Origin of the sequence: Lentimonas sp. CC4, assembly GCF_902728235.1 — a bacterium.
In the GTDB taxonomy this organism is placed as follows: domain Bacteria; phylum Verrucomicrobiota; class Verrucomicrobiia; order Opitutales; family Coraliomargaritaceae; genus Lentimonas.
Map to the genome: position 1 here is coordinate 794,012 of NZ_CACVBO010000001.1, position 14,472 is coordinate 808,483.

General features: G+C 53.9%; 15 protein-coding genes. 10 read left to right on the top strand and 5 right to left on the bottom strand.

What is annotated here, in order from left to right:
• Nucleotides 1-134 precede the first annotated feature (134 nt).
• The 3 genes from GZZ87_RS03525 to GZZ87_RS03535 form a co-directional block, all read right to left on the bottom strand.
• A complete protein-coding gene (locus GZZ87_RS03525; protein ID WP_162027393.1) occupies nt 135-1,112 on the bottom strand; it encodes an NAD(P)-dependent oxidoreductase in 978 nt (325 codons plus the stop codon).
• A 73-nt stretch (nt 1,113-1,185) separates the two neighbouring features.
• Nucleotides 1,186-2,595, bottom strand: a complete 1,410-nt coding sequence (gene uxaC, locus GZZ87_RS03530; RefSeq protein WP_162027394.1) for a glucuronate isomerase — start codon at nt 2,593-2,595, stop codon at nt 1,186-1,188.
• Nucleotides 2,596-2,707: 112 nt separating this feature from the next.
• Nucleotides 2,708-3,493, bottom strand: a complete 786-nt coding sequence (locus tag GZZ87_RS03535) for an SDR family oxidoreductase (RefSeq protein WP_162027395.1) — start codon at nt 3,491-3,493, stop codon at nt 2,708-2,710.
• Nucleotides 3,494-3,571: 78 nt separating this feature from the next.
• On the opposite strand from GZZ87_RS03535, the gene GZZ87_RS03540 reads away from it, so the two are divergent.
• The 4 genes from GZZ87_RS03540 to GZZ87_RS03555 all read left to right on the top strand — a co-directional run bounded on the left by GZZ87_RS03540 (nt 3,572) and on the right by GZZ87_RS03555 (nt 5,625).
• A complete protein-coding gene (locus GZZ87_RS03540; protein ID WP_162027396.1) occupies nt 3,572-4,390 on the top strand; it encodes an AraC family transcriptional regulator in 819 nt (272 codons plus the stop codon).
• 117 nt (nt 4,391-4,507) lie between these two features.
• Entirely contained in the window at nt 4,508-4,930 is a 423-nt protein-coding gene (locus tag GZZ87_RS03545) for a PGPGW domain-containing protein (RefSeq protein WP_162027397.1), read from the top strand.
• 183 nt (nt 4,931-5,113) lie between these two features.
• Entirely contained in the window at nt 5,114-5,335 is a 222-nt protein-coding gene (locus GZZ87_RS03550; RefSeq protein WP_162027398.1) for an addiction module protein, read from the top strand.
• Nucleotides 5,332-5,625 (top strand): type II toxin-antitoxin system RelE/ParE family toxin, encoded by a 294-nt coding sequence (locus tag GZZ87_RS03555; protein WP_162027399.1) that lies wholly within the window; start codon nt 5,332-5,334, stop codon nt 5,623-5,625. The genes GZZ87_RS03550 and GZZ87_RS03555 overlap by 4 nt, the downstream gene beginning before the upstream one ends.
• Nucleotides 5,626-5,744: 119 nt before the next feature.
• Here the strand turns inward: GZZ87_RS03555 and mgtE are convergent, their stop codons facing one another.
• The gene (mgtE, locus tag GZZ87_RS03560; RefSeq protein ID WP_162027400.1) at nt 5,745-7,094 is read right to left on the bottom strand and encodes a magnesium transporter; all 1,350 of its coding nucleotides are present in this window, start codon (nt 7,092-7,094) and stop codon (nt 5,745-5,747) included.
• Nucleotides 7,095-7,175: 81 nt separating this feature from the next.
• Nucleotides 7,176-7,517 carry a hypothetical protein gene (locus GZZ87_RS03565; protein ID WP_162027401.1) on the bottom strand — a complete coding sequence of 114 codons (342 nt, stop codon included), beginning with the start codon at nt 7,515-7,517 and terminating at the stop codon, nt 7,176-7,178.
• Between the two features lie 135 nt (nt 7,518-7,652).
• Between GZZ87_RS03565 and GZZ87_RS03570 the strand changes: the two genes are divergently transcribed.
• From GZZ87_RS03570 to GZZ87_RS03595, 6 genes are all read left to right on the top strand, one after another.
• Nucleotides 7,653-8,114, top strand: a complete 462-nt coding sequence (locus GZZ87_RS03570) for an NUDIX domain-containing protein (RefSeq protein ID WP_162027402.1) — start codon at nt 7,653-7,655, stop codon at nt 8,112-8,114.
• Between the two features lie 78 nt (nt 8,115-8,192).
• Nucleotides 8,193-9,446: an FtsW/RodA/SpoVE family cell cycle protein gene (locus GZZ87_RS03575; protein WP_162027403.1), complete on the top strand. Its 1,254-nt coding sequence runs from the start codon at nt 8,193-8,195 to the stop codon at nt 9,444-9,446.
• Nucleotides 9,447-9,531: 85 nt separating this feature from the next.
• Entirely contained in the window at nt 9,532-11,268 is a 1,737-nt protein-coding gene (locus GZZ87_RS03580; RefSeq protein WP_162027404.1) for an Rne/Rng family ribonuclease, read from the top strand.
• Nucleotides 11,269-11,395: 127 nt separating this feature from the next.
• Nucleotides 11,396-12,580 (top strand): glycerate kinase, encoded by a 1,185-nt coding sequence (locus tag GZZ87_RS03585; RefSeq protein ID WP_162027405.1) that lies wholly within the window; start codon nt 11,396-11,398, stop codon nt 12,578-12,580.
• Nucleotides 12,577-13,236 carry a DUF2062 domain-containing protein gene (locus GZZ87_RS03590; RefSeq protein ID WP_162027406.1) on the top strand — a complete coding sequence of 220 codons (660 nt, stop codon included), beginning with the start codon at nt 12,577-12,579 and terminating at the stop codon, nt 13,234-13,236. Before GZZ87_RS03585 ends, GZZ87_RS03590 begins: the two co-directional genes overlap by 4 nt.
• Nucleotides 13,229-14,470 carry a DUF1343 domain-containing protein gene (locus GZZ87_RS03595; RefSeq protein ID WP_162027407.1) on the top strand — a complete coding sequence of 414 codons (1,242 nt, stop codon included), beginning with the start codon at nt 13,229-13,231 and terminating at the stop codon, nt 14,468-14,470. Before GZZ87_RS03590 ends, GZZ87_RS03595 begins: the two co-directional genes overlap by 8 nt.
• Nucleotides 14,471-14,472 lie beyond the last annotated feature (2 nt).

Sequence of the window (14,472 nt, forward strand, 5' to 3'; positions counted from 1 at the left end):
TCGAACGTTGAACGTTGAACGTCCAACTTTGAACTTTGAACTTTGAACTTCGAATGATCAGTTAGGCGGCTGTGCCGCAATTTTCTATTCAATGTTCAGCGTTCGATGTTGGATGTTCGACGTTCAAGGAACGTTTAGATCAACGCTGCCGGGGGCGGAACGTCATTGACTTGAGCCAATGCTTTTTCGCCCTTGAGGAGGTTGACTAGATTTTGCGTGGCCATGCCGGCTTGGCGTTGGACGCTCTCGAAGGTGCGTGAGCCGACGTGTGGTGTGATGATGCAGTTCTTCGCACCGAGTAGCGGGTGATCTGCAGGGGGTGGCTCTTGGTCGAGCACATCTGCGCCGTAACCACCAAGCTTGCCACTGTTGAGGGCAGCTGCGATGTCGGTTGTGTTGGTGAGTTCGCCGCGGCCACAGTTGATGAGCGTCGCGCCATCTTTCATATTATTGATGGAAGCCTCGCAAATCATGTCGCGTGTTTGCTCGGTGAGGTTCGTGTGCAGCGATACGACGTCTGAAGCGCGCAGGAGCTGTGTGACGCCATCGGCGCGTTCGATGTTTTGCTCTTCGGCAAATTCCTCGGGCCAGTAGAGATCGTAGCCGACGCACTTCATGCCAAAGGCGTTGGCGCGGATCGCCACTTCGCGGCCGATACGACCGAGGCCGATGATGCCGATGGTCTTCCCCATGATTTCGTGGCCAGTCATACGCTTCCAACCGCCTGCAGCGGTGGTGTTGGCTTGCTCGATTAAGTTTTTATTAATCGCAAGCAGTAACATGAAGACGTGCTCGGACACTGTCGTGTGGTTCACGCCAGGGCAGAAGCTGACGGGGATCTGCTTCTCGGTGGCGTAGGCGACGTCGATCTTGTCGACGCCGATACCGTATTTCGCAATGACCTTGAGCTTCGGCAGTGACTGATCGATCACGGCTTGAGTGATCTCGTCGTCGCCACAAAGGAAGGCGTCGAAGTCGCCTGCGAGTTCGAGCATTTGCGCTTCACTAAGCGGTCCGCGCTCGCGCACGATTTCGGCGCCGGTGCTTTCGAGGAGTGCATGGTGATCGCCAGGGCAATCCTGGTAAGAGGTGGTGGTGAGTAGAATACGCATGGAGAATTAAGAATTACGAATTAAGAATCAGGACTTGCAGATGAGAGTTTGCGGAGTTCAGCCTATCGGCTGCTTAGACTCCGGGAAAGGCGAAGTAGCGTTGTGCGTTGCGGTAGCAGATGTCGGCGATGAGCTGATCGAGCAGTTCCTCATCGTCAGGGATGAGGCCGGCTTCGACGTCTTGCCCGATGATACCACAGAGAATGCGACGAAAGTATTCGTGACGTGGGAAGCTGAGAAAGCTACGGGAGTCGGTGAGCATACCGACGAACTTGGAGAGTAGCCCAACACTGGAAAGCACCTCTATTTGAGTGCGCATGCCGTCGAGTGTATCCACGTGCCACCAACCTGAGCCGAGTTGCATCTTGCCTGGCGTGATGCCGTCTTGATAGCTGCCCATCAAGGTGGCCAATGCGTAGAGCATGTTGGGATTGATGTGGTAAAAGATACATTTCGGCAGTGCGTCCTCGATCGCTAGGCTATCGAGAAATGCGGCGAATTTACGGATCACTGGCTCGTCGAGCATCGAGTCGTAGCCAGTGTCGGGGCCGAGCTGCTTAAACATCTTGGTGTTATTATTGCGGATCGGGCCGATATGGAATTGGAGCGTCCAGCCGCGAGCAGCATTCCAGCGAGCGACATGCTGCATGATGTAGGTCATCCATTGCTCGGCTTCGGTGCTATCGAGTGCTTGCTCAGCGCGAAGCTTGTTAAAGATCGCTGCTGCCTCTGCGTCGCTGCAAGCGATGTAAGGGCAAGCCTCAAGGCCGTGGTCGGACAGGCGGCAACCGTTTACATGGAAATAATCGTGACGTGCTTTGAGCGCGGTGATCAACGCGGCAGCAGAGTCGATAGCGGTGCCTGCGCTGCTGGCGAGCTGATCCGTCCAAGCGTTCCACGCGGCCACATTCGTGGTGATCATGGCCTTATCAGGGCGGAAGGTTGGCAGCATCTTGGTAATGTGCCCACTGGCGTTGAATGCAATGTGATGCTCAAGGTTATCGATCGGATCGTCGGTGGTGCCGACAGCGCGAATGTCGAAGTCTTTGCAAATATTCTGCGTCGTGAAGCTCGACTCGGCGATCTTCGCGTTGGCAAGTTCCCAGATCTCGTCAGCCGTCTTCGGGCAGAGCACGAGGTCGGTGTTAAAATAGCGCTTCAGCTCCAAGTGTGTCCAATGATGCAGCGGGTTGCGCACGGCCTGTGGCACGGTGCGTGCCCATGCATCGAACTTCTCTTTCGGACTGGAGTCCTTGCCAGTGATGAGCGCTTCGGGTTCGCCGGCGGCACGCATGGCGCGCCACTTGTAGTGATCGCCACCGAGCCACATGTCGGACAGATTGGAGAAGCCGACATTGCCCGCGAGCTGCTCAGGAGGCAGGTGGCAGTGGTAGTCCATGATCGGCTGGTTCGCTGCCACCTCATGAAAGAGGCGCTCAGCGGTTTCATTCGGCAGGAGGAAATTTTCGTTTAAGTAGTTCATGAGGTGGTGGAACTTCGAACGTCGAAGTATTCGAACAGGCCGCTAAGCCGCGGGGATTATAAATAAAGGTTCAGTATTCAAAGTTGGACGTTCAAAGTTCGATGTTGGACGTTCAAATGGTCATGGAAGCGTAGCCGCCATCGACGACGATTTCGGCGCCGTTCATGAAGCTACCGGCCTCGGAAGCAAGTAGCAGTGTCGCACCGATCAGCTCGCTCGCTTCGCCAAAGCGGTTGGCTGGTGTGTGCCCCATGATCGAGGCGATACGCTCAGGGTTGAGCACCTTCTTGTTTTGCTCTGCTGGGAAGAATCCAGGGACGATGGTGTTGACGCGCACCTTTTGCTCGGCCCATTCGCGGGCGAGGTTCTTGGAGAGATTATGCACCGCCGCCTTCGTCGCCGAGTAAGTGAACACACGCGAGAGCGGGATGATACCACTCATGGAACCAATGTTAATGATGCTGCCGCCTTCGCCGCGATCGACGAGGTATTTGCCGAACACTTGCGAGGCAAAGAGCACGGCCTTCAAGTTGGTGTTCAGGATACTGTCGAACTCGTCCTCCTCGATGTCAAAGATGGGGGTCGGCGAATTCACGCCTGCGCCGTTGACCAAAATGTCGATCTTACCGGATTTGGCGATGACACTGTCTAACAGCGCTTGGATGGATGCCTTCGAATTGACGTCGACCTTCTCAAAGTAAGCTTTACCGCCTGCGGCTTCAATTTTAGCGAGGCGCGCAGCGGCTTTTTCTTCGCTACGACCAACGAGCACCGTTTCAGCGCCCGCTGCGGCGAGGCCCTCGGCCATCGCACCGCAGAGTTCGCCCGTGCCGCCAATGACGACTGCGACCTTGTTTTCCAGATTAAAGACAGAGTGGAGGTATTCTGAGGAATTCATAGCGGCATTATAGCAGCTTCGCCCATAGTGATAAATGGATTGCCTCGGCATTGATTTGCATTTTTTAATCATTTCAGGATGAACTACATCGATTCAGAGCTCCCCTTCGACGGGCTGCATTTAGTCAACCGCCCATGGTTCCCCTATGTGTGCACCGAAGTCGACCACTGGCAGTGGCAGTCAGATTACGGGCGAGCGCACTACAACTTCTGGGCGGTGCTGGAGGGCGATGGATATCTAGAGACAAATGGGCAAACCTTTCGCCTACGCCCAGGGATGTTTTTCATTTTTTCACCGGAACAGCGTATTTCGGCCGCGCATTACTCGGGCGATCGAATCACCCGTTTTTCGGCGCACTTCATCCCGCTAAGCGGCGCTACAATCATGGATGCCGTGCCAGGCTTCCCCATGCTGGGAGGCGATGTGGGATCGGTGGCTTTATTTAAGCGACAGATCGATGTGATCATGCGCATGGCAATCAACCGAGCAGACGAGGAAGCGCTGCACCGGCTGATGCATGAACTCATTGAGCGCGTGTGCTCGACGAAGCGCTCAAGCGTAGACGTGTTGCTCAACCCAAAGGTCGCAGAGGCGATTCAATTGATCCGGAACAATCCGGGAGCAATCGAATCCATGAATGCAGTGGCACAGCAACTAGGCTGGTCGCGCTCACACTTTGACCGCGTCTTTAGCAAAGAGGTGGGGCAAGCGCCCAAGCAATTTCTCCTCAACTGTAAAATGATCGAAGCACGTCGCTATCTGGAAAGCAGCACACTGAGAATCGGGGAAATCGCCGAGGCGCTAGGCTACCGCGACATCTATTTCTTCAGTCGCCAGTTTAAGCAGTTCTTCGGGCAAGCGCCGCTGGCGTATCGTCAGTCACTGCAGGAAGAGTGAGCGATCGGAGATCACGAACTTTCAACGTCCAACTTTCAACGTTGGACGTTCCTCAGAATTCATTGAGCGCGCATTTACAATGCAACCCAGCCTACTATCCTAATGTCATAAACGGATATGAGCGCTCTCACAGACTGGATCCAGGCCAACCAACAGCTACTGCAGCTGCTGGGTAGTTTGTCGCTCCTGCTACTGGCGCTCACGCTCGTCGCGCTAGCGCTGGTCGTCATCACACTACCCGAGGACTATTTCACACGCGACCATCGTGCGCCTGCAAGTCTCGCGCACCCACACCCGCTGCCATGGCGTGCACTCTCATTACTGAAGAACCTAGTCGGCATTCTACTGATTTTAATCGGTATCGCGCTGCTGGTGCTCCCAGGCCAAGGTGCACTGACCATCCTCATCGGTCTGACGATGACGAATTTCCCCGGCAAATATCGATTGGAACGACGCATGATACGTCAGCCTGCCATCCACAAGTCGCTCAATAAAATCCGAAAGATGGCGAATAAGCCACCGCTCAAGGTGCCGAGATAGAGCAAACAGCGATAGATCCGCCATCTATAAACCATAATTAGACAAGTTTGAGACGGAAAAATAATCACGCAACAGACACCAGTCGAAAATCGTCCACCCTCGCTTCGCCGTATAGCGAACAACGACTCCCCGCTCAACAGAAAGAATAGTTGCACGCATCCACCAACCGAGTAAATTAAAGTAATGCTAGCAGTTGAGCAAATCCGACAACTCTCAAAAAAAGAGAAACTCATGGCAATCGAGGCTATTTGGGAAGAATTGCTGGTTGATGAGGAATCGTCCATCGAGTCACCAAGTTGGCACCTTGAAGCACTCAAAGAAACCGAACGGCGTGCAGCTGCCGGGTTGGAAGAACCTATCGACTGGGAGCAAGCAAAAGAGAAATTGAGAAAAGAATTTGAATGAGGCTTCAGATTCGCCCTTCGGCTTTGGCCGATCTCGCAAAAGGCCGTCGGTTCTATGACTCTCAAGAATTAGGTATCGGTTATTATTTTTTCGATTCCCTATTTGCAGACATTGATTCTCTGCAGCTCTACTCGGGAATCCACCCGAAGGTGATGGGGTATTTCAGAATGCTCGCCAAAAGGTTCCCCTACGCGATCTACTATGAAGTCGTAGAAGATGTCATTATCGTTTCGCGCACATTGGACTTAAGGCAGAATCCGAAATCCATCAAAGAACAGTTAAAGCAGTGAAGCGCCCCTCCCTTCCGTTCACTTAAAAACAGACACAAGCGTTCATCCACTAAGGGTGCAAAAACGCACAGCGGCTGACTCAGACGGGGAAGGCAGAAATACAAGTATCACTCTCAGTGCTACCTCAGCACCACAACGGCAATCGAGAAATAAATAATCAGCCCGAGCACGTCCATGATCGACGTAATGAGCGGACTACTTGCCGCGGCCGGGTCAACCCTCAGGCGGCTCAGCACAAACGGTAACAATGCCCCGAAGCTATTCGCCACAAAAACGATCGCAATCATACTCAAGCCGACAATCAGCGCGATTTTCGCATCGCCACCGTAGAGGTGACCGACCACTCCGGCGATCACCGCCATCGCACTACCAAGCAACACACCAACGAAAAGCTCTTTGCCAACCGCCATTAACCAATCGCTCAATTCCAAATCACCTGTGGCAATCGCACGCACCATCAGCGTGGCCGATTGCGCACCACAATTACCACCACTTGCAATCACCAGCGGCATAAAGAGCGCCAAGGTAATGAACTCCATGACATACTCCTCATAACTGGAAATCACACTCGCCGAAATCAAGTTGACGAAAATCAGAATCAGGAGCCAACCGATGCGCTTACGAAACAGCTGCATCGGCGAGGCGACACTATAGCGCGTCTCCAAAGGAGCAACCGCCGCACCCTTTTGAATATCTTCCGTGGCCTCTTCTTCGGCGACATCGAGAATATCATCGACCGTCACGATACCGAGCAATACGCCTTCGGAATCAACCACCGGCAGCGCATTCACGTCGTAGCGTTGAATCATCTCAACGGCCACCTCTCGGTCATCATACGCTGAAATGCTCACACAATTATAGTTGAGCATCTCCTGAATGAGCGTCTGAGGATCAATCATGATCAGGCGCCGCATGCGCACGATGTCCACCAGCTTACCGCCGGCATCCGTCACATAGAGAATATTAAAAATCTCGGAGTCGCGCCCGAATTTACGAACATGCGCAAGGGCTTGCTCACACGTCCATTCGGCACGCAGCCGAATATAGTCAGGCGTCATCAAACGACCGACACTCTCTTCGGGGTAGCCCAACAATTGACGTGATTCCGCCAAATCGGCAGGGCTCAATAATTGCATGAGACGCCGCGTCACGGTCGCCGGCAGCTCTTCGAGCATCGCAGTTCGATCATCCGGGCTGAGATCTGCCAGCAATGACCGCGTATCTGCATCGGTCAAGGCGCTCAAGAAATCGTCCTGATCCTCGGGCTCGAAATGAGCAAACACATCGGCAGCACGTTCACGCGGCAACGCACGATAAACCAAAACTTGGTGCGGCCGATCCAATCGCAAGATCAGATCCGCCACCTCAGGGTCTGCCCAACTAGTCAAAGACTCGGAAAGCGCCTTTAATTGGCCCTTCTCGACCAAGGCCTCGACCTCTGAGTCTGTAACTGTGTTTTCTTCAAGCATCAAGCCACAGGTAATAGAAGCCCCACAGGCAGAGTAAAGCAGCGAAATCCCAAGGCTCTACTTTTTAACAATTACGACACTCTATTTTTCAACAGAACGCTCGCAACCATACTGCTCGAGAAAATCACTCACCAGCGATGGTAGATGCGATAGAGTTCCGCCCGAATCAGCAGATGCAGCGGCACAGGATACATAACCAAGACTCTCTTCAGTCGATACAGTCAAACCCCGCGCGTCCAACCACTGGCTCAATACGACCAAGGCCTCCACCCATTGATGCAGCGAAAAGCCACTGTCATCGGCCTCATCCAGCAAAGCACAGAGCAGAGCGTTGTGACCCTTAAAATGGGCTTCGAGGTGCGCCAGCTCACGTGGAGCATCCGCAAACTGCTCAAAAAATCTAGTTATCTCAAATTCCTGCATCGCGGCAATCTGCGACTAAATTTGCCTGAGACAAATCTATCTCACTCATTTCTACCACCTAAATCGCACCTCAGCAGGTTTTCCCACGCTTGAGTCTTGCTCATCTGTGATTCTCCCCTTGGCTGTTACCATCTTATGCGCCCCATCCGCACAGCCGCCAGAGCCTTAATTATATTAGAGGGCAAACTACTCGCCATTAAAATGCGTGATCAGTCCGGTGTGTTCTATATTCTACCCGGAGGCGGCCAACATCACGGCGAAACGCTACGCCAAGGCCTGCAGCGCGAATGCCTCGAAGAAATCGGCACGGATGTGGACGTCGGCGAGCTCCTCTACGTGCGCGAATACATCGGCAAGAACCACGAATTTCGCCACGCACACCGCAGCTTTCATCAATTGGAAAGCGTCTTTCGCTGCTCACTCCCGAACCCGGACGGCATTGGCCCAGGCACCGAGCACGATAAGAAACAGGTCGGTGTCGAGTGGATACCTTTAGATGAATTAAGCGACCGCCGCTTCCTGCCAGCCGCGATCATCCCGTATTTTACCGCTGAGGGCTTTGAGCCTCCGTCGAACTACCTCGGAGACGTCAACTAATAGGAAAAGTTGGAATACTGAAACTTGGAAGCACTACAATGAGTTGTGGATTCCTAATTCTTATTTAGAGCGAAACGAATGAGCATCTACCGCCGAATTTTCAGCAAGAAGAATCAGAGCATGATGCATCCTGACGACGGGCGGCGCATCGACTGGATCAGCCCAGCCTGCATCCTACTGCTCTGCGGCGTCAGTATCCTGTTCATCTACTCCGCGCAATACACGCACGGCGGCGGCGACTGGAAAAAGCAGCTCTTCTGGGTCGCCTTAGGGCTGAGCACTTATAGCATCGTCTCGCTGATTAATTATAAGGTCTTCCTAGGCTACGCGCATTTCATCTATGCCGCTGGAATTTTCGGACTGTTGCTCGCCACGAAAATCAGCCCCATCAGCGTTGAAATGATGGGAGCGCGTCGCTGGATTGACGTAGGGGTCACGATCGTCCAGCCGACTGAAGGAGCAAAAATCGGCACATTGATCATGATCGCCAGTATTTTAGCGCGTTCAGAGCTCGGATCAGTGCGGGATTCACTACTGGTTTTGACCAAAGTCGCAGTGGTATTTTTAATCCCAATGTTATTGATTTTCTTGCAGCCTGACCTAGGTTCCTCGCTTGTCTTCCCTCCAATGATTTTCGCTCTGCTATATGTCTCCCGTTTGTCGGAGAAATTTTTTGTGAGCGCCTTTGCTCTATTTGCCGTCGCCGTAAGCGTCGTCGGCCTAGACATCTACGCCTACAGCCAACACCTCGAACAGGAGCGTGCAGCAGAAGTCAGCGGAACTACTTTAACCACAGAGGAGTATCATTCACTCCTTCCAATTCACAATTATCAACGAAACCGGATCTTAACCTTCGTCGCACCCGACGTAGTCGATCCGGAAGGCACCGGCGCAAGCTGGAACGCCAAACAAGCAAAAATATCTGCCGCCACAGGTGGTCTAGCCGGCAAGGGCCTGTTCAAAGGAACACAAGCCCAACTCGGCTACCTCCCACAAGCGGTGGCACACAACGACTTTATTTTCTCCGTAATTGCGGAGGAAACAGGCTTTCTTGGAAGCGCGTTCGTCGTCGGACTCTTTTGTCTGATGGTCGCCAACGGCATACGTATTGCCGGACTCGCAAGAGATCGATTTGGAATGCAACTGGCCATCGGCGTCAGTGTGCTGTTCCTCGTCCACTTCTTCATCAACATTGGCATGACTATCGGCATTACTCCGATTACAGGACTCCCGCTTCCGTTTTTAAGTTACGGAGGCTCCTTTGTTCTGAGCTGTTTTATTCTGCAAGGATTAGTGCAAAGTGTTTATCGATACAGAAAGGATTATACATGATCCCACTGACGATACACACAGGCACTCACCTGCAGCAGCCATCAGAGCATCGGATCCCCACTCCAACCAGGGACACCCAATACCAATGCCAGATTCAAACACTGAAAATTCCGATTCACAATTCACCGAAGAACTCACCTCTGCCCCAGTAGAAAAAAAGGCAAAGCGAATTGACCACAAAGAACTCAAAGACGACGCAGCAAAACGAGCAAAGAAGCAGCCATTGGTGACACGCATCATCAAGGCGATTAAGAAAGAAAAGAAGTCTTATTCAGAGCTGATCATCAACTCTGAGCCGCTCGAAAAGCGCGTTGCCCTTCTTAAGGACGGCGTCTTAGAGAAATTCGAAGTCGAGCGCACCGGTGAAGCACGCGAAGTGGGCGCCATCTTCAAAGGCCGTATCCAGAATCTCGAAGCCGGCCTCAAAGCCGCGTTCGTCGATATTGGTGAGCCGAAAAATGCCTTCTTGCACTACTGGGACATCCTCCCTGCAGCCAACGACAGTGGCATCGAAATCGTTCGCGACAACAAGACAGAGAAGCAACGTAACCGCGAGAAGGAGAAGGTCTCCATCAAAGACATTCCGAAGCTCTACCCAATCGGTAGCGAAATCGTCGTGCAAATCACCAAGGGCCAAATCGGCACCAAGGGCCCACGCACCACAACGAACATCGCACTTCCAGGGCGCTTCCTAGTGCTCATGCCCTATGCAGGCACGCTCGGCATCTCTCGCAAGATCGACGACCGCAAAGAGCGCAGCCGCCTGAAAGGCATCCTCCGCGACCTGACGCTCCCCGAAGGCATGGGTCTGATCATCCGCACCGCAGGTGAAGGTAAAAAGGCACGCTTCTTCATTCGCGACCTGCACATTCTACTCAAACGCTGGGAGGTCATCAATCAGCGCATGGAAGCGACCAACAAACCAGGTTGCCTCTACGTCGAGCCAGACATCGTCGGCCGCACCGTGCGCGACTTCCTTACTGAAGACATCGACCGCGTCATGGTCGACAAGAAGCAAGATCACGAGGATATCATTGCCGAGGTCACCACCATTTCCCCGCGCTCTAAGTCTAAGATTCACATCTTTGACGAAGACATCCCCGTCTTCGAGCGCTTCAATATTGAGCGCCAAATCGAGCAGACCTACATGCGCTGCGTGCCACTACCAGGTGGCGGCGAAATCGTGATCGAAGAGACCGAAGCGTTGATCTCGATCGATGTGAACACCGGCTCTCATAAGAATAAGAACAAGGACGGCAAAGACTTCATCACACAGGTGAATCTCGAAGCGGCCACCGAGATCGCGCGCCAACTACGCCTACGTAACATCGGCGGACTCATCATCCTCGACTTCATCGACATGAAGGCGAAGAAGGATCGCAACGCCGTGCTCAACCGCATGCGCCGTGAGATGCAGGAAGACAAAGCGAAGAATCACATCCTCGCGATCTCCACGCTCGGCATCATGCAGATGACACGCCAGCGCCACTCGGAGAGTCACTCCAGCGGCATCTACACCGACTGCCCGTATTGCCACGGTCGCGGCTCGGTCAAATCGTCCCGCACAATGAGTGTCGAGATTCAGCGCCGCATTATCAGCATCATCCGCCACATTCGTGCGCGCGATGGCCACGATAAGGAAATCAACCTCCGCGTGCTACTCAACCCCTCAAACTTGGAACGCCTTCGTAACGAAGACGAAGACCTCCTATTGGGCATCGAAGAATCCTATGGAGCGCGCCTCTCCTTCCGCGCAGATCCGATCTACCACGTCGAGAACTTCAAGATCCTCGACGTCGAGACCGGACAAGAACAACGCTAGTCGCTGCGCGACTCGCGAACGTTGAACATCCAACTTTGAACGCTGAACGTCGAATACATACTGTTAAAAAGCAACATTCGACGTTCAGCATTCGAAGTGGCGCACGATCCGCTTCTCTTCGTAAACCATGAAGATACTAACAGCTTTCGATAAATTCAAAGATTCTATGACCGCAGCAACTGCCTGCGAGGCCGCCGCCTATGGGGCACAGGATGCACTGGGGGCAAGCGCTCAAATCACGCAAGCGCCGCTCACCGACGGGGGCGAAGGCTTCTGCAGCATACTCACGAATGCCGCCGACGGCTTCATCGAACAGCATACCGTTTGTGGCCCGCTCGGCGCAGACCTCGAAGCACCGCTAGGCTGGGTGCAGAGCGACTCGCTCCCCGAAGCGGTGCGCCACATTTTCCAGCTCGAACAGGGCAAGGTCGCGATCATCGAAATGGCAGCGGCGGCTGGCCTTGAGCAAGTGCCTGCCGAGCGTCGCCATCCGAAGCATTGCACCACTTATGGCGTAGGTGAACTCATCCGTATCGCCGTGGCCGAAGGTGCCGACGCGATCCTACTCGGAATCGGAGGGAGCGCGACTAGCGACCTTGGGCTCGGCCTACTACAAGCACTCGGCTTACAATTTGGCGATTCAAACGGCCACACCATTGAACGCATCCTGCCCTCGGACTGGCCACAAGTTACCAGCATCGCTGGCAGTATTGAGGTGCAAACTCCACCTATTTTCATCGCATGCGATGTCGACAACCCGCTGCTCGGATCGCGTGGTGCAGCGGCAGTGTATGGGCCACAAAAAGGCTTGCTCGCGGAAGAGCATGCTGCGTTCGAAGCTGATTCTGCCAGTATGGCATCCAAACTCTGCCAGTTTTTCAACCAACCCGAGTCGGCTCTCGACACACCAGGCAGTGGCGCCGCTGGAGGTATCGGGTTTGGTCTTAATGTCGCCTGCGGGGGGCAATACGTCGCAGGTTTCGACCTCGTCGAAGCATGGCTCGACCTCAAGCGCAAGGTCGCCGAAGCCGACTTGATTCTCACAGGTGAAGGCAAGATCGACCGTAGCTCTCTCAACGGCAAAGGCCCGATCGCACTTGCGCGGGCAGCCCATGCAGCCGACAAGCCCTGCATACTTCTTGCAGGATGCGTCGAAGCAGCTGCCGCGAAACAGATTCACCAAGACTACCCGAACGCTGCCGCATATGCGATTACCCCAGAAGGTTGCGCACTGGAGCAAGCACTCGCGCAAGGCCAAGAAAACCTGAAGCTTAAAACCAATCACGTGTTACGACAGAGTTACCCACGATGACCATTGAAGAGCATGAGCTAAGAGAGACCCGAAGCCGCCGCATTCGCAGAGTGAAGCGTTGGCTCAGGCCGTTGCCGCGCCGCTCGAACATACATCGCTACCCAATCCTTGGGCGCTTTGCCGAGTTCTCTCGCAAACGTATCTACCTATGGAGCTTTCGCGTCGATAATGTCGTCCCCGCACTCTACGCAGGCTTCATCTTAGCACTCATGCCACTCTACGGTATACAGATCGCACTCGCACTCTGCTTTGCCCTACTACTACGTGCCAACCTACCGATCCTAGTAGGGCTGCAGATGATCTCGAATCCACTGACGTTTTTACCGTTCTGGTATGCTGCCTACCAAGTCGGACATAATGTGTTGAGTATCGTCAGTATCGAGACCGCAACGATGAACCGTAGCGAAATTAGGGTCATACTGCATAACTTCACCTCTGACACTTGGAGTAGTAACCTAGAGCTAGTCACCTCTGCCTTCCTAGTCATGTGCTTAGGTGGCATCGTGATGGGAACCTTCTTCGGCCTCATCTCCAGCTTTGCCTATCGTATTGCAGCCAGACGCACCGCCGCCAGCTACGCACTCTTGGTTCAAAAAATCCAAGATCGCAAAGCACGTAAATCCGACTCTCCTACCGACGAACCACCTCATGCTTAACTTCCTCCGTCTCCTCTCGCTGACACTACTCGCGTCCTGCTCCCTGATCGCCCAAACCGATCGTATCTACCTCGGCATCGATGTGCTCGAGCAATCCGGCTTCCGTGCAGTCGAAGCGAAACGCATCGGCCTGCTCACTCATCCCGCCGGCGTCAACCGCAATGGAGTCAGCACCATCGAGGTGCTACGCCGTGCGCCGAATGTGAACCTCGTCGCACTGTTTGGCCCGGAGCATGGCATCTATGGGAACGAAAAGGCCAATGTCCCAGTTGATGATAAGATCGACCCGCGCACTGGCCTCCCCGTCTATTCACTCTACGGCAAATATCGTAAGCCCTCGGCCAAAATGCTTAGCGGACTCGACGCTCTAGTCATCGACCTACAAGACGTCGGCGTGCGCTCTTACACATATGTCAGCTGCATGCGCTATGCGATGGAAGCCTGCTTCGAAAATGGCGTCGAAGTCATTGTGCTGGACCGCCCGAACCCACTCGGTGGCCTAAAAGTCGACGGCCCTCCGCTCGATCGCCAGTGGCGCAGCTACGTAGGTGCGTTTCACGTGCCCTACGTGCATGGCCTCACTATTGGCGAGCTGGCTCAGGTCGCTCGATACACCTCAGGCACGATGGAAGTGCCTGATAGAGTGCGCCAGAATGGAAAGCTCACCGTGATCAAGATGCGTGGCTGGAACCGTAACATGCTTTGGCCGCAGACAGGCCTGAAGTGGGTGCCCACTTCGCCTTACATTCCCGACCTTTCCGCCGTTCTCGGCTACTCGATGACAGGCCTCGGCGCACAGGTCGGCGGCTTTTCGCACGGTATCGGCACGCCCTACCCATTTCGCTTCCTACGCTTTACTGGTAAATCCCCTCAAGCAGTGCAACAAGCACTCATGGCGAAGCGCATCCCCGGTCTGAGCTTTCGTATCATTCGCACGAAAACCAAGGCAGGTGCTCCAGTCGAAGGCGTCTATGTGAGCGTCAGCGATTGGGCGAAAGTCCGTCCCACCGAAATCAGCTTTTATATGATGCAGCTCACAGCCGCATGGACCCCCGGCAATCCCTTCACCAGCGCAAAAAATCCTGGGCTATTTAATAAACATGTCGGCAGCACCGCATGGTGGAATGAGATCAGTCAACGCGGCGCTCAGGCCAGAACCAAAGACTTCGTGCAAGCATGGGCAACGCAGGCACAAAACTTTCAGCACGGAAGCGCACGCTTCTACCTCTACTAGAC